Here is a 15,621-nt window from a genome sequence, read left to right on the forward strand (position 1 = left end):
GTTAATGAGTGCCTATCCTATGTTAAATTTTTTAGATAGTTAGAGAAAAGGGAATTTAAGGAAGGCGGCGAATATATATTAAGAATTAAATGGAATCAACCAGTTAGTTGTTTCTGACGAAATAAAAAGGGGGAAAAACATGTTAACTAACACATTAATCAACAGTCTTGGAATTGAAGTAATCGAACTTTTGAAAGGGAAAGTAGTTGCCACGATGCCTGTAGATGAAAGAACAAGACAGCCATTTGGATTATTACATGGCGGTGCGTCTGTAGCTTTAGCGGAAACCGTTGCTTCTATCGGTGCTTTTGAACTTGTTGATAAAGAAACAGAAGCAGTAGTTGGTCTTGAAATAAACGCCAATCATATAAAAGGAAAAAGAGACGGAGTGGTTACTGCAACTGGTACGGTTTTACATCAAGGGAGAACGACAATGGTTTGGGATATTAGAATCACGGATGAAGAAGGTAATTTAATTTGTGTATCAAGATGTACAATGGCGGTTATTAAACAAAAGAAGTAATTTTCACCGTAACGAAAGCTTGCTATTATTAAAAGAGGCAAGCTTTCTTTTTAATTGGCTTGGAAATAGACAGTTGGTGAATTTAAAATGAAAAATACTTATCTTACAAGCTATTTTCCTCTTTTTTCTATCCTTTTATTTAGTTTGAGCATTTCAATAAGGGTGGAGCTAACATTAATTGAATTCTTGAAGAAAATCGGAATCTATGAAGGGATGAGGGAGTTTTTCTCAGAAGGCGGAATCAAGCTCTCATTAATGATTTTATTACTTGTCCTCCTTTTTATGGTTTTTGCTGCATTAAAGCTGATTGCCGATACGATTAATGAACTATCGCTCCTTTTCTTTTCAAAGGATTCGGAAGGGGATTGCTTGAAGAATATTCGCTCAGGTTCCATTATCTATTTTTTGGGCGGTGCGCTTTCGTTAGTTAGCATGTTTAGTTTTATTGGTATTGCCGTTATTTTTTTAGCCACAACCTTGATTTATTTTATTTATTTCGTATTTAAAGTGAGTGCCACGATCTCAATCACAGGCATCATTGGGTTAATCTTCTTTCAAGTTCTTATATGGTCAACACTTTTAATCGGTGTCTTTTTTATTGGAATAAAGGTATATAATAGTATCATTTCAAGCCTGCCAATATAGAAAAAAAGAGGGTGTCCCAAAAGTATAACCTTTGGGGACAACCCTTATTTGTTTGGTTCTATTAAATTGTCCGTTGATTTCCGTTCCAGGCGCTTCGCTTTCCGCGGGCGTGACGGGGACTCTCCTCGTCGCTATCGCTCCTGTGGGGTCTCCCCTGCCCCGTATTCCAGCAGGAGTCTTCGCGCCTTCCACTCCCAATCAACTTAGCGAAAAGAATTAGTATGAATTTTATTAAAAAAATAAGAAAATCATTCCATTTGGTATAATGAAGTTACCACACAAACAATACACCAGAAAAGAATGATTTTCTTATGTACATGAAATATAGCACGACTGGTTAATACAGAAGATTCACTCCAGTCCACTAACTTTATCCATTAATATCCAATAAATCATTCTAAAGAAAAGGGCTTAACCCTAAAAAATCGTTTTTAACGGCTTTTTGGGTCAGCCTCTTTTTTAATACCCTGATACTATAGATTTCCATATATATAATTGCGGACTGTTTGATTCAATTGATTGGATGCTTTTTGAATTATCGCGACCTACCCAAACTCCTGCTGTAATCGCTTTTGTCAGTCCAACAAACCAGTAATCCTTATAATCATTGGTGGTTCCTGTTTTTCCACCGACATAGTCAGAAGGAAAATAGGCTTTACGAGCCGTTCCGGATGTGACTGTTTTTTGCATTAACGTCCTTATTTTATCAACCGTAGCCTGGCTCCATACTTGGACACTTTTGTCATCCCATTTGTAAAGAAGTTTTCCGTCGATATCAGTTACTTTCGTGATGGCATGAGGGGGTAGATAGGATCCTCCATCTCCAAATACGGTATAAGCACCTGTTAGTTCCAGTGGAGTCATCCCATAGGTAAATCCCCCAATGGCAGCTGCTAAGGTGTGATCTCTTGTTCCAACCTTTTGAAATTGAAAATGAGATAGATCTTTAAAGCCATTTTCGATTCCAATGGTGTTTAATAAGCGAATGGCTGGAGTATTGTAAGAATGGATAAAGGCTTGCTCAAGAGTGACCATCCCATACGTGGCTCCACCATAATTTTTTGGACAATAGCCTTTGCTACAAAAAGGACCTGCATCAATGGTTGATACCAAGGAGGAATGAGTTCTTTCTATATAAGGTGCATAATCCAACAGAGGCTTGATGGATGATCCAGGTTGTCGATAGGCCTGATATCCTCTATTGAAATTGTATTTTTTGTAATTCTTTCCCCCAACTAGTGCGATTAGCTCGTGTTTCTTATGATTAATCACGGCTGCTGCCCCCTCTATATCCTGATAGGGTAAATAGGTTTTTATAGCAGAAACCGCTCTTTTTTGTACAGAAGTATCAAGGGCAGTATGGATGATTATACCTGAGTGGATGACCTCCTCTACTCTTTGAGCCAGCTTTTGCTCGAGCTGAGCTCGATCCTTAGAAGGGGCCCGTTTGAGTTTGATATCATACCCTTCCTTGTGGGAGATAAGCTCTTTTAGTTCGCTTTCTACATAAGTAGTATAGTCCGGATAAGCATCGATTCTTTTTTTGAGTTTTAGCTGAATCGGTTCCTTTATCAACTGGTTTGCCTCTTCACGGCTGAGATAGCCTTGTTCACTCATTTGGATTAGCAGTCTTTCCTGTCTCTCTTTTGTACGACCGAAAGTTTTTAGTGGATCATATAGAGATGGGTTATTCGGAATAGCTGCCAAGAAAGCCAGCTCTGCCTTTGATAGTTTACTTGTCTTTTTTTGAAAATATTTTTCTGAAGCTGCTTCGATTCCATAGGTTCCCTGTGAAAAATAAATGGTGTTTATATATAGTTCAAGGATTTCATCCTTCGAATATGTTTGTTCCAGTTTATAAGCATACAGCAATTCACTTAATTTCCGATTATAGGTTTTCTCATAATTAAGATAAAGATTTCGTGCCAGCTGTTGTGTAATAGTACTAGCACCCTGTTCAATATTATTGGAGCGCATATTTATGGTAAGTGCACGTGCAATGGCTGAAACATCGAAGCCGCGGTGCTCGTAGAAGTGCTGATCCTCGGAAACAATAAAAATATCTTTAAGAAAGGACGGAATATCCTCCATTTTTAAATAAATTCGGTTAACCGGGCCATACATCTCAGAGATCACGTGATGATTTGCATCTTCTATATAGCTGGTTAGTGTAAGATTTGCCTGATTCAATTGAATTTTTTCATCTAAAACATCATCAAAACTTTGGATTTTATCAGTTTCGCTAGCTGTTGAGATGATTAGGAACATAAACAGGGGAAAGATAAATAAAATAATTATAAAACCAGTGAATATTCGCACCTTTGTCAGTTCATTCCTTTAATAAATTAAGATTTTTCTATAGTCCTTTCTCATCATAATTCAGAAATGGTTAAGGTACAATGCTCTAATTTATTATGGGAAGAAAGGGGGATATGATGAAATGCTCAATTGTTTCCTTTTTGAGAATATTTTAGAAAAATAAAAAAACTCCTTGCTATCGTGATATAATAGAGAATAAAATTTCGTTAGTTTTCATATTTTTAAGAGTTGTATATTGATAAATTAGTTTATAGGAAGTAGGGGGATATATGAACGAGGAGCACCAGTATATCTTTATTGACTTTGAATTTACTATGCCAGAAAGAAGCCCTGCCTTTAAAGGATTTTATCCTGAAATTATTGAGGTCGGAATGGTATCTGTTATTGATAACAAAATAAACGACAAGTTTTCTTCCTTTGTAAAACCAGTTCAATTTCCAGTTCTCTCGAGAAGATGCAAATCCTTTCTAAATATCACCCAGGATCAGGTGGATAATGGGATGACCTTAATCCAGTTAGTTAAAAACTTGGAGGAACTAAGTAGTAAAAGTAGCAAAAACTCTATTGTCACCTGGGGTAATATGGATATGAAGGTACTGCGTCAGAATTGTTTAAAAGTAAATCAAGCATTCCCTTTTTGCGGCAAGGAAATTGATCTATCCATGGAGTATAAGAGGTTTTTTGGAGATCAAAATCAAACCGGATTATGGAAGGCTGTCCAGGCTTACGGCAAGGAAGGAACGGGCAAGCATCATCGGGCATTAGATGACGCGTTAACAACCTACCATATTTTTAGTTTAGTAGAGAAGGATAAGCGATATTTAGGCAAAACTGAGCCGACCACGATTGGAGATTGTGTTGACTTTTCAAAGCTATTAAATAAGTTTGCATAAAAGCCAAATCCTTATAAAGTGATTTGGCTTTTATCATTTCATTTAAAATACTCCACCTCTAAAGTCTGAATATTTTTCAAACTCATTTCAGCCCAAGTGGATGAATCCTCTGATAGTTCCTGTTTGCTTTTTTGTACGGCTTCCTTTAATGATTCTTTGTAATCTGGAATTGTCTCTTCATATTTCTTGACCATCTTTTTAGGGACATTCGTTTGTTCACGGTAGGCTAATGCTCGTCTTTCGTGAAAGAAGCTGACCTCCATGTCCTTTGGATGATGGATATCCCCCTGCATGGGATGTCTAAGAACTGCCAGCACACGAACAAGGTAATGCTCTGGACGAATCTCTGTTATTTCCCCAATGTATTTCCCCGTTTTATAAATCGCCGTTACATGATCACCAATTTGAAGTTCTCCCATCATAATCCCCTCACCCTAATAGTATCGTATTTGTATTATCGCGCAAATGAAAAAAAAAGACAAAGAAATAGTTTGTAATTGTTTTCATTGGAAAGCCGTTTTATTATTGATATAATCTATTTATACAATGTCAATAGGAGGAAAGGGAGACTGCTTTGCTACAATCTTATGTTTTAGGGCTGTTTTTATATTTTCCTGAGGATAAAAGTGAATATATTCCAGCTGTCATTTGGTTAGTTATATTCATGATTGCTGCTGTGCTGGCAACGAGATTATTCATTATCGTGTCTCGAAAAGAGGCCTTAAAGGCGAAAGAAGTCGAGGATCGAATGAGTCGACTAAATGAAAAGGAGAACAGTCAATAGGACTGCTCTTTTTTTTGCACTTCAATCGCCTTCGTAACAATAGGAGCTCTTTTTTAATATCTAACTGAATGACAGCTTTAATCGTTCAAGTCCATCCAATAGTGTAGCTTTAGTACAAGCGATGTTCATTCTAACGAAACCTTCTCCGCCAGGTCCAAATTTTGGTCCCGGTTCAAGTCCAAGTTTTCCTTTTTGTAAAAGTTGATTTTTTAACTCTAGGTCTGATAATCCAAGCTTTCGGCAATCTAGCCATAATAAATAGGTTCCGTCTGGTTCAACCAGAGAAATTTCAGGAATTTGCTTGCTGATAAAGCTTTTGGCGGTCTCTAAATTGTCGGTTAAATACTCTAGCAATTGTTCTAACCATTCTTCCCCATAGCGATAACTTGCTTCTAAAGCAGTGAGACCAAAAAGATTCAGGCCATGAAGACCTTGCTTTGCAAGAGTATCCTCAAACGATTTGCGCTGGTCAGGATTTGGAATAAGGATAGCCGATGCTTGCAAGCCGGCGATATTGAATGTTTTGGTTGGTGCCAGACATGTCAAAATAAAGTCTTGATAGGATTCATCTAATGAAGCAATTGAAATATGACGATTCGGCTTAAATATTAGATCAGAATGGATTTCATCAGATAAAATGAGACAATGATATTTTTTGCAAAGCTCAGCTATTTGCCGTAATTCTGACTCTGTCCAAGCTCTTCCACCTGGGTTATGAGGATTGCAGAGCAGGAATAATTTAACTCCTGATTGAAGGCACTCTTCCATTTGCGAAAAATCGATTTCGTAACGATGATTACTGAGCTGTAATGGGCAATTGACGACTTCTCGTTCATTTTTTTCAATCATGGTAAAAAAAGGTGTATAAACAGGGGATTGGAGCATGATTTTGTCCCCTGGCTTAGTTAATGCCTGTATGGTGGTGCTGATGGCAGGGACAACACCAGAGTGAAATTTAATCCAGGAGAGCTCAATATCCCAACCATGTCTCTTCTTAACCCATCCTTGGATCGCTTCTGAAACAGAAGCTTTAGCGAAAGTATAACCAAAAATTCCATGATTGACTCGATTTTGAATGGCTTCTTTTACTTCGATTGGTGGAGCAAAATCCATATCAGCGACCCACATTGGAAGAATGTCACTTGTGCCAAAAATTTCCTTTGTTAATTCCCATTTTACAGATGAGGTATTCAATCTATTAATTGGTTGGTTAAAATCATACTTTGTCATTTCGTCACCCCTTAATCAATTTTTATGTATTTATATCTATGATAAATTATGAGGAGAAAAAGTAAAATAAAATCGTATTGGAAAGGAAAAATTTATCATAAGTTGATGTCTTTTTATTTATGGCAAATGGTTTTGATTTTTTTTTGAAAAGAGAAGCAAATTGAAGGGATATTGTCGAAAAATTCTGCTATAATAATTGTATTTTAATAAATGGTTATGGAGTGAAAGACATGAGATTATCGGAACAGGAACTGGAAATCCTTGAAGTTCTTGAAAAAAACGCAAGAACAACTAATGAGGATCTTGCGAAAATGACGAATTTAGCAGTTGCGGATGTTGAAGCAATCATCAAAAGACTGGAACAGCAAAAGATTATTGTGACCCACACATCAATTGTGAACTGGTCAAAGGTTGAAGGCCATGAAGGGGTTACGGCCATGATTGATGTAAAGGTTACACCTCAGCGCGGAGTAGGATTTGATGATGTCGCCCAAAGAATTTACCGATTTAAAGAGGTAAAGTCCGTTTATTTGATGTCTGGTGCCTATGATTTATCTGTAGTAATTGAAGGAAATTCAATGAACGAGGTCGCTCATTTTGTGTCAGAGAAATTATCTACGCTGGATTCAGTTATTTCTACAACCACTCATTTCATATTAAAGAAATATAAGCATGATGGAAAAATCTTCGAACAAAATGATGAAGATAAACGAATCGTGGTGTCACCGTAATGGAACAAACAAAATCATATATTTCCCGCACAGTTGAAGAACTTAAACCTTCAGGGATTCGCCGTTTTTTTGATTTAGCAGCGGGAATGGAGGGAGTTATTTCTTTAGGAGTAGGTGAGCCAGATTTTGTCACATCCTGGTCGATAAGGGAAGCAGCCATTTTATCTCTTGAACAGGGCTATACCTCCTATACAGCAAATGCGGGTTTAATGGAGTTAAGAGAAGAAATTGCCAAATATATGAGCAGTCGATTTAAGGTTGATTACAACCCAAAGAATCAAATCATTGTTACGGTTGGTGCAAGTCAGGCATTGGATATTGCCCTAAGAGCGGTAATCGATCCCGGTGATGAGGTTATTGTATTGAATCCATGTTTTGTCGCTTATGCACCTTTAGTGACCTTAGCAGGCGGAAAACCAATTGAACTCCAAACATTAAAGGAAAATGATTTCAAAGTAACACCAGATCAACTTGAAGCTGTTGTGACTTCGAGAACGAAGGCCATTATTATTTGTTCCCCTAATAATCCAACAGGATCGATGATGACGAAGCAAGAATTAGAAGGGTTTACTGATTTTGTTAAGAAATATGATTTATTGGTCTTTTCTGATGAGATCTACGCTGAGCTAAGCTATGATGAGAAATATACAAGTATGAGCTCCATAGAAGGAATGAAGGAGAGAACGATTTTAATCTCAGGATTTTCAAAGGGGTTTGCCATGACTGGATGGCGGCTTGGATTTGTCTGTGCACCAGTTGAAATCACAGAAGCGATGCTGAAAATCCATCAATATGGAATGATGTGTGCTCCAACCATGTCTCAATTTGCCGCAGTTGAGGCATTAAAGAACGGAAGAGAAGATGTAGAAGAGATGAAAAAAAGCTATCGTAGACGCCGAAATTATTTTGTCCAATCCTTAAATGAGATTGGGCTAACCTGTCATGTACCGGGTGGAGCGTTTTATGCATTTCCATCTATTAAAAGTACAGGGTTAACCTCTGAACAATTCGCTGAGAAATTATTGCTTGAAGAGCAAGTTGCAGTGGTTCCTGGTGACGTATTTGGCATAAGTGGTGAAGGCTATGTCCGTTGCTCTTATGCGACGTCAATGGAACAGCTACAGGAAGCAGTAAGTAGAATGAAACGATTTTTACAGCAATTTTAGCTGAAAGAAAAAAAGGACAAACGATTGTCGTTTTGTCCAACTAAAAAGGGGGGAATACTAGAAAGCCTTATCACAAGGATATCCAGTATTCCTCTTTTTATACATTTTTAGAAAAATTTAATTAAAAATGAAACGGTGTTTTTTCATTAGGTCATCTGAAGATTATTGTTGCAGTAACTCTGAAGTGGGTATATCAAGAACTGTGGAAATCAAAAGAATCATATTATTATCAGGGGTTTGCTCTCCCGATTCATATTTTGCGACCCTTGCTGCCCCGATTCTCAGCTTTAAAGCGAGCTCTTCTTGTGTAAGATTTTGGTCTTCACGAGCCTTCTTAATATTTTGTCCTAATGTTGGCATATAAAATCCCCCCTCCACTATTTCTTTAAGTTGATTTTATCATAGTGTAAATAATGACATAGTTTATTTTCGTGAACATTCTGTTAATTGAGGTTTGCACTTGAGCATGATTTTTGTATAAATGTAATTTTTATGATATAATTTTTTATTGCGTATAATGAGATAAAAATAAAGGTTTAGGAGTGTTTCTATGGCAGAAACTATTGAAGTAGGCAGTGTATTAACTGGAAAAGTTACGGGAATTCAACCTTATGGAGCATTTGTTGCCCTAGATGAAAATATTCAAGGACTTGTACACATTTCAGAAATTACTCATGGTTATGTTAAGGATATCAATGATTTCCTTAAAGTAGGCGATGAAGTGAATGTGAAAGTTCTTTCTGTTGACCAAAAGGCAGGAAAAATTGGTTTATCTATTCGTGCAACAGAAGAAGCACCAGTACAAATTGAGGCTCAAAAGGTAAAAAAACCACGTAGACGTCAAGCTGCAGCAGCGATCCAACAGGATACTGAACAGCCACAAGGATTCAATACTCTTAAAGATAAGCTTCAAGAGTGGATTGAGCAATCTCAAAAATAATAGTAAATGATAAAGACCAAGCGAATGCTTGGCTTTTTTCTTTCGTGCAAGTTTTATTAATCATTAAATTCAGAGGATAAAAAAATTGAAACCTTTTATCCAGTTGTTCGTATAAACAATAGACAACATCATAAAAGTTATTTGGAGGAGTCTGTCACATAAGGGATATTTATGTCCTTTTTGTGATGGACTTTTTTGCATGTTATTTAGGTTTCATCAAAAGATAGGGGTGAGGAGGAATACATGATGTTAATTTTACAATTAGCGGTGATTTTAATTGCTTCAAAAATAGCAGGGGATATTAGTGCAAAACTCGGTCAGCCCTCTGTTCTGGGAAAATTATTAATTGGAATCTTGTTGGGGCCCTCTGTACTTGGCATTATTTCAGAAACAGAAACACTTAATGAAATAAGTCAAATCGGCGTTATATTGCTTATGTTTATTGCCGGTTTGGAAACAGATTTGGATGATTTTAAACGAACCGGAAAAGCGGCAGGCTTTGTAGGGGTGAATGGGATTGTTGTTCCGTTATTGCTTGGGTATTTAGCAGGGATTTTTATGGATCTTTCACAAATACAATCATGGTTTTTAGGATTATTATTATCTGCAACGAGTGTTAGTATATCTGTTCAGGCTTTGAAAGAATTGAATCAATTAAAATCTCGTGAAGGGACAACGATTTTAGGTGCAGCGGTCATAGATGATGTTCTCGTTATTATAGCCTTAGCATTTTTGATGAGCTTCACTGGTGAGGATGTACACTTAGGTCAAATCATTGTAAAAAAAGTGTTCTTTTTTGGTGGAGCTATCCTTGTTGGTTGGAAGGTTGTCCCATGGGTTCTTCGGAGGTTTGCCCCATTAAGGATTTCTGAAGCCGTTCTTTCTTCCGCACTCATTATTTGTTTTCTATTTGCTTATTTTGCTGAATTTACTGGTGTTGCTGCTATTATTGGAGCATATATTGCCGGTGTTGCTATCAGTGTTACACAGTACAGGGAGGAAGTTTTTGAAAAGGTTGAGACGATCAGCTATTCATTATTTGTACCAGTATTTTTTACAACCATTGGTGTAAGTGCTGAATTTGGTGGGATTTCTGATCATTTAGGGCTCATTGTGATTTTGAGTATTATTGCGATCGTCTCGAAGTTAATTGGATCTGCTCTCGGAGCAAAAGTAGCAGGTTTTAATTGGAAAAGTTCATTAGGGATTGGATCTGCTATGGTATCGAGGGGGGAAGTAGCCCTGATTATTGCTTCTATTGGAATGGAAGCAAAATTGCTAACACAAGATTTATTTGCTGTTCTCATTGTAGTCGTACTTGTCACTACAATTGTAACACCTCCAATGATGAAGCTGTTTTTTAAGACTGAAAAACAGAGAATGAAAAAGGTCATATAAAAGGTTGGTCTAGAATGACTCTACACGACTGATTATTGTTCAAATACATTTAAAAACAATCATACAAAGAATTGATGTCGGTGTGTTATCATATAGTTGATACGATTTTCAAACTATTCAGATGATACATCTATTTGATTATTTAGAAGATAATGAGAAATGGAGGAATGGTTATGACCAATTCAGAAACGATTATTGAACAAACCGAAAAATTCGGAGCAAGAAATTATCACCCTCTTCCAATCGTCATCTCTAAAGCAAATGGGGTCTGGGTTGAGGATCCTGAAGGGAACAAATATATGGATATGCTTAGTGCATATTCCGCTGTGAATCAAGGACACCGGCATCCGAAGATTATCAGGGCATTAAAGGAACAGGCGGACAGGGTCACATTGACGTCACGTGCTTTCCATAATGATCAGCTAGGACCTTGGTATGAAAAGATTTGTCGTTTAACCAATATGGATATGGCTTTGCCAATGAATACTGGGGCTGAAGCGGTTGAAACGGCGATCAAAGCTGCACGCAGATGGGCTTATGATGTGAAGGGTGTTGCGGAAAATCAAGCGGAAATCATAGCTTGCACGGGTAATTTCCATGGTCGAACCATGACTGCCGTTTCGTTATCCTCTGATCATGAATACAAGCGTGGTTTTGGTCCGATGCTTCCTGGAATTAAGCTTATTCCTTTTGGCGATTTGGAAGCATTAAAGTCCGCGATTACACCGAACACTGCAGCCTTTCTAGTGGAACCAATTCAAGGAGAGGCAGGCATCATCATTCCACCAGCAGGTTTCATGAAAGCGGCATCTGAGCTTTGTAAAGAAAATCACGTGCTGCTTATTGCGGATGAAATCCAGGCAGGTTTAGGACGTTCTGGAAAAATGTTTGCTTGCGAATGGGATGAGGTTATTCCAGATATGTATATCCTGGGGAAAGCGCTAGGCGGCGGGGTGTTCCCTATCTCATGCGTGGTTTCAAGCAAAGATATCTTAGGTGTCTTTAATCCCGGTTCACATGGTTCCACATTTGGAGGAAATCCTATGGCTTGTGCGGTATCCATTGCCTCATTAGATGTATTAATCGAAGAAAAACTGGCAGAACGTTCCCTTCGTTTAGGTGAATATTTTCTTTCAAAGTTAGAAGAAATTGAAAATCCAATTATTAAAGAAGTAAGAGGAAAGGGTTTATTTATTGGTGTAGAACTTCATGAGCCTGCAAGAGTGTACTGTGAGGCGTTAAAGGATGAAGGATTGTTATGTAAAGAAACCCATGAAAATGTAATACGTTTTGCTCCACCACTTATTATTACTGAAGAAGAATTAGATTGGGCCATTGAGCGTATTAGGAAAGTTTTGACGGATCACAATTGATAACTAAATGATAAGAGTAAAAATCCTTGCAGAAGTTATGCAAGGATTTTTTTTGAAATTTATCCCACTCTTAACGGACATTTTGACTCCCACTTCAAGATTCTGAGAATACGAAGAAGATAAGTGGGAGATCAACTGTCCGTAAAGGTCCGACGAGGGATTAAGGTCCTAGTCAGGCGAAGCCACAGGATGTGGCGTTATGAGCGTGATAAGTGAAATAAGATTTTTCTTTGGGCTTCAGCCCTTAGAAAAATCAATCAGGCTCTGCGTGACTAACCATCAGTGGGGGATGAATGGCAGACTAAAAGCGCGACGTCAACACATAAGTCTGCACACTTCACGTCCTGTGCGTCGAAAACCCCCACTGATGGAAGTTTCACTTTACCTAGTTGGTTTTGCCTGAGGGGCCCTTTCAATTTCTTCATTTGGTTTGAATAACAAGCCAAGGTTAATGAGACCACAAATTCCCACTAATCCGTAAATAATCCGAGAGAGTGTGGATGATTGACCTCCAAAAATAGCGGCAACTAAATCGTATTGAAAAAATCCGATTAACCCCCAATTAATGGCTCCGATAATCGTAAGAACTAGTGCAATACGTTGAATAGCACTCATAATGTTTCCTCCTTATAAAGTGGGTTCATTCATATAGTGATTCATCGAAACTTTATTTATTCATTATTTAGTAGCCGTAACCAAATTTTTGCATTAAGCCCTGCTTTATTAGATAATATATTCGAAGAGGAGGTTGAATTCTTTGCAGAACTTTACTTATTGGAATCCAACAAAATTAATTTTTGGGAAAAATCAACTGGAACAATTGAAAACAGAAGTCACACGCTATGGCAAAAAGGTTTTACTTGTTTATGGTGGCGGCAGCATCAAGAAAAATGGATTATATGATCAAGTGAATAGTAACTTGAAAGACATCGAAGCAGAGATATTTGAACTTTCAGGAGTAGAACCGAATCCTAGAATTGCAACTGCACGTAAGGGAATTGAAATTTGTAAAAATGAAGGTATTGAATTTATTTTGGCTGTTGGCGGCGGCAGTGTTATCGATTGTACAAAACTAATTGCTGCTGGAGCTAAATACAACGGAGATGCCTGGGATATTGTAACGAAAAAGGCGTTTGCAACGGAGGCTCTTCCATTTGGAACAGTCCTTACGCTTGCGGCAACTGGCTCAGAGATGAACCCCAATTCTGTTATTACCAATTGGGAAACTAATGAAAAATATGGCTGGGCAAGCCCTGCTGTTTATCCAAAATTTTCGATATTGGATCCGACGAATACTTTTACGGTTCCAAAGGACCAAACCATTAATGGTATTGTGGATATGATGTCACATACCTTTGAGCATTATTTTCATTTAGAAGAAAATACTCTATTACAGGATCGCATGTGTGAAGGCCTTTTATTGACTGTGATGGAAACTGCTCCGAAATTATTAGAGGATCTGGAAAATTATGAACATCGTGCAACCATTCTTTATAATGGAACCATTGCCTTAAACGGAATGCTTTCAATGGGATTCAATGGGGATTGGGCGACTCATAATATTGAGCATGCAGTATCAGCCATTTATGATATTCCGCATGGAGGAGGACTTGCCATTCTTTTCCTTAATTGGATGAAGCATAATTTGAAGGTAAAACCGGAACGATTTAAGCAATTAGCAGTTCGGGTATTTGGAGTTAACCCAGAGGGAAAATCAGCGGAAGAGGCTGGTCTTGAGGGAATTGAAAAGCTAAGGGAGTTTTGGAGTAGCATTGGTGCACCAGCAAGACTGGCTGATTATGGCATTGATGATAGCAAGATCGAATTAATGGCTGATAAAGCCATGAGTAATGGTGAATTTGGCAAATTTAAGAAATTAAATCGTGAAGATGTCATCGCTATTTACCGCGCTTCGTTATAATGAAGAAAGCAAGGAGTTTTTTCATAAAAAGAAGAAGCTCCTTGTTTTCTACATGGATTTAAAAAAGAACGTAAAAAAAATGTCATAATTGGACACGCTTACAAGTAAAGGATTTTCTTGATTCCGGCAACAGCTTTCGATAAAGTGAAATAGTAAATAATAATGATGGAGGATCATTCATGACACATATTCGATTTGATTACTCAAAAGCACTTAGTTTTTTTGGTGAACATGAAATTACATATTTAAGTGATGCAATTAAAGTGGCTCATCATTCATTACATGAAAAAACGGGTGTAGGAAACGACTTCTTAGGATGGATTGACCTACCTGTAAATTATGACAAAGAAGAATTTTCACGAATTCAAAAGGCAGCTGAAAAGATTAAAGCGGATTCAGATGTGCTATTAGTTATTGGAATCGGTGGATCTTATTTAGGTGCACGTGCTGCAGTTGAAATGCTTCAACATAGCTTTTACAATGCCTTGCCACAGGAAAATAGAAAAACTCCTCAAATTATTTTTGTTGGAAACAGCATCAGCTCTTCATATATGAGAGATGTTATGGACTTACTTGCAGGAAAAGACTTTTCCATTAATGTTATTTCCAAATCTGGAACGACAACAGAACCAGCGATTGCCTTCCGTATTTTCCGCAAGCTTCTTGAAGAAAAATACGGTGTAGACGAAGCTAGAAAAAGAATCTTTGCGACCACAGACAAAGCTCGTGGAGCATTAAAAACTTTATCAAATGAAGAAGGCTATGAAACCTTCGTTATTCCTGATGATATCGGTGGACGTTACTCTGTATTAACTGCTGTTGGTTTATTACCTATTGCTGTTAGTGGGGCTGATATTGAAACTATGATGAAGGGAGCGGCTGCAGCGCGCGAAGATTTTGGCAAATCGGAAGTGGCTGAAAACCCAGCTTATCAATATGCGGCAGTTCGTAATGTTCTTTATAACAAAGGCAAAACAATTGAAATGTTAATCAATTATGAGCCAGGTCTTCAATATTTCTCTGAATGGTGGAAACAGTTATTTGGGGAAAGTGAAGGAAAAGACCAAAAAGGAATTTATCCTTCTTCTGCCAATTTCTCAACCGATTTACATTCACTTGGTCAATATGTTCAAGAAGGTCGCCGCGATTTGTTTGAAACGGTTATTAAAGTGGAAAGTCCTCGCCATGAGTTAACGATTGAAGAAGAGCAATCTGATTTAGATGGATTGAACTATTTAGCTGGAAAAACAGTTGATTTTGTCAATAATAAAGCGTTTGAAGGGACAATGCTTGCTCATACTGATGGCGGAGTTCCAAACCTAATTGTATCGATTCCTAAAATGGATGAGTACACATTTGGTTATTTAGTATACTTCTTTGAAAAAGCATGTGCGATGAGCGGCTATTTATTAGGCGTTAATCCATTTGACCAACCTGGTGTTGAAGCATATAAAGTCAATATGTTTGCTTTATTAGGCAAACCAGGATTTGAAGAAAAGAAAGCAGAGCTTGAAAAGCGCTTATAATAATCAGAAAGAAAATAGCAATATCAAAAGAGTGTTGGTCCTTTTATGATATGCTCCCAATAAGGTGGACAGATGAAATAATAAAAATCTGTTTACTTTATTGGGGGTTTTTTTATGGCTAAGAGGGGGACATATTCTGCACAAGAAAAATATGGGCTTATTTTAGCTTTCG

The 15,621-nt window shown here is 37.6% G+C and carries 16 protein-coding genes; 11 read left to right on the forward strand and 5 right to left on the reverse strand.

What is annotated here, in order from left to right:
* The first annotated feature begins 139 nt into the window (after positions 1-139).
* Complete coding sequence (locus ACE38V_RS12155; RefSeq protein ID WP_375841512.1) at positions 140-523, forward strand: hotdog fold thioesterase; 384 nt, start codon at positions 140-142, stop codon at positions 521-523.
* Positions 524-610: 87 nt separating this feature from the next.
* Complete coding sequence (locus ACE38V_RS12160) at positions 611-1,168, forward strand: DUF5366 family protein (RefSeq protein WP_375841513.1); 558 nt, start codon at positions 611-613, stop codon at positions 1,166-1,168.
* Positions 1,169-1,627: 459 nt separating this feature from the next.
* On the opposite strand, the gene ACE38V_RS12165 is transcribed toward ACE38V_RS12160, so the two are convergent.
* Positions 1,628-3,436, reverse strand: a complete 1,809-nt coding sequence (locus tag ACE38V_RS12165) for a transglycosylase domain-containing protein (RefSeq protein WP_375841534.1) — start codon at positions 3,434-3,436, stop codon at positions 1,628-1,630.
* A 320-nt stretch (positions 3,437-3,756) separates the two neighbouring features.
* On the opposite strand from ACE38V_RS12165, the gene kapD reads away from it, so the two are divergent.
* Entirely contained in the window at positions 3,757-4,380 is a 624-nt protein-coding gene (gene kapD / locus ACE38V_RS12170; RefSeq protein ID WP_375841514.1) for a 3'-5' exonuclease KapD, read from the forward strand.
* Between the two features lie 38 nt (positions 4,381-4,418).
* Here kapD and kapB read toward each other — a convergent pair whose 3' ends face one another.
* On the reverse strand, positions 4,419-4,799 hold the full coding sequence (kapB, locus tag ACE38V_RS12175; RefSeq protein ID WP_375841515.1) for a kinase-associated lipoprotein KapB: 381 nt from the start codon (positions 4,797-4,799) through the stop codon (positions 4,419-4,421).
* A gap of 155 nt (positions 4,800-4,954) precedes the next feature.
* Between kapB and ACE38V_RS12180 the strand changes: the two genes are divergently transcribed.
* Positions 4,955-5,164 (forward strand): hypothetical protein, encoded by a 210-nt coding sequence (locus ACE38V_RS12180; protein ID WP_375841516.1) that lies wholly within the window; start codon positions 4,955-4,957, stop codon positions 5,162-5,164.
* A gap of 60 nt (positions 5,165-5,224) precedes the next feature.
* Here the strand turns inward: ACE38V_RS12180 and ACE38V_RS12185 are convergent, their stop codons facing one another.
* Positions 5,225-6,394: a MalY/PatB family protein gene (locus tag ACE38V_RS12185; protein WP_375841517.1), complete on the reverse strand. Its 1,170-nt coding sequence runs from the start codon at positions 6,392-6,394 to the stop codon at positions 5,225-5,227.
* Between the two features lie 230 nt (positions 6,395-6,624).
* On the opposite strand from ACE38V_RS12185, the gene ACE38V_RS12190 reads away from it, so the two are divergent.
* Together ACE38V_RS12190 and ACE38V_RS12195 are read left to right on the forward strand one after the other, a co-directional pair.
* Complete coding sequence (locus ACE38V_RS12190; protein WP_375841518.1) at positions 6,625-7,125, forward strand: Lrp/AsnC family transcriptional regulator; 501 nt, start codon at positions 6,625-6,627, stop codon at positions 7,123-7,125.
* Positions 7,125-8,291: an aminotransferase gene (locus ACE38V_RS12195; protein ID WP_375841519.1), complete on the forward strand. Its 1,167-nt coding sequence runs from the start codon at positions 7,125-7,127 to the stop codon at positions 8,289-8,291. The genes ACE38V_RS12190 and ACE38V_RS12195 overlap by 1 nt, the downstream gene beginning before the upstream one ends.
* Positions 8,292-8,453: 162 nt before the next feature.
* Here the strand turns inward: ACE38V_RS12195 and ACE38V_RS12200 are convergent, their stop codons facing one another.
* Positions 8,454-8,651 (reverse strand): helix-turn-helix domain-containing protein, encoded by a 198-nt coding sequence (locus tag ACE38V_RS12200; protein ID WP_375841520.1) that lies wholly within the window; start codon positions 8,649-8,651, stop codon positions 8,454-8,456.
* Positions 8,652-8,841: 190 nt separating this feature from the next.
* On the opposite strand from ACE38V_RS12200, the gene yugI reads away from it, so the two are divergent.
* The 3 genes from yugI to ACE38V_RS12215 all read left to right on the forward strand — a co-directional run bounded on the left by yugI (position 8,842) and on the right by ACE38V_RS12215 (position 12,002).
* Positions 8,842-9,231: a S1 domain-containing post-transcriptional regulator GSP13 gene (gene yugI / locus ACE38V_RS12205; RefSeq protein WP_375841521.1), complete on the forward strand. Its 390-nt coding sequence runs from the start codon at positions 8,842-8,844 to the stop codon at positions 9,229-9,231.
* A 246-nt stretch (positions 9,232-9,477) separates the two neighbouring features.
* Positions 9,478-10,629 carry a cation:proton antiporter gene (locus ACE38V_RS12210; protein WP_375841522.1) on the forward strand — a complete coding sequence of 384 codons (1,152 nt, stop codon included), beginning with the start codon at positions 9,478-9,480 and terminating at the stop codon, positions 10,627-10,629.
* A 173-nt stretch (positions 10,630-10,802) separates the two neighbouring features.
* Positions 10,803-12,002 carry an ornithine--oxo-acid transaminase gene (locus tag ACE38V_RS12215; protein ID WP_375841523.1) on the forward strand — a complete coding sequence of 400 codons (1,200 nt, stop codon included), beginning with the start codon at positions 10,803-10,805 and terminating at the stop codon, positions 12,000-12,002.
* Positions 12,003-12,383: 381 nt separating this feature from the next.
* On the opposite strand, the gene ACE38V_RS12220 is transcribed toward ACE38V_RS12215, so the two are convergent.
* Positions 12,384-12,617: a DUF378 domain-containing protein gene (locus ACE38V_RS12220; protein ID WP_375841524.1), complete on the reverse strand. Its 234-nt coding sequence runs from the start codon at positions 12,615-12,617 to the stop codon at positions 12,384-12,386.
* 142 nt (positions 12,618-12,759) lie between these two features.
* Here ACE38V_RS12220 and ACE38V_RS12225 point away from each other — a divergent pair, with 142 nt between their 5' ends.
* Together ACE38V_RS12225 and ACE38V_RS12230 are read left to right on the forward strand one after the other, a co-directional pair.
* Positions 12,760-13,923 carry an iron-containing alcohol dehydrogenase gene (locus tag ACE38V_RS12225; protein ID WP_375841525.1) on the forward strand — a complete coding sequence of 388 codons (1,164 nt, stop codon included), beginning with the start codon at positions 12,760-12,762 and terminating at the stop codon, positions 13,921-13,923.
* 179 nt (positions 13,924-14,102) lie between these two features.
* The gene (locus ACE38V_RS12230; RefSeq protein WP_375841526.1) at positions 14,103-15,449 is read left to right on the forward strand and encodes a glucose-6-phosphate isomerase; all 1,347 of its coding nucleotides are present in this window, start codon (positions 14,103-14,105) and stop codon (positions 15,447-15,449) included.
* Positions 15,450-15,621 lie beyond the last annotated feature (172 nt).

It is taken from the genome of Cytobacillus sp. Hz8, from assembly GCF_042263505.1.
Taxonomy (GTDB): domain Bacteria; phylum Bacillota; class Bacilli; order Bacillales; family Cytobacillaceae; genus Bacillus_BE.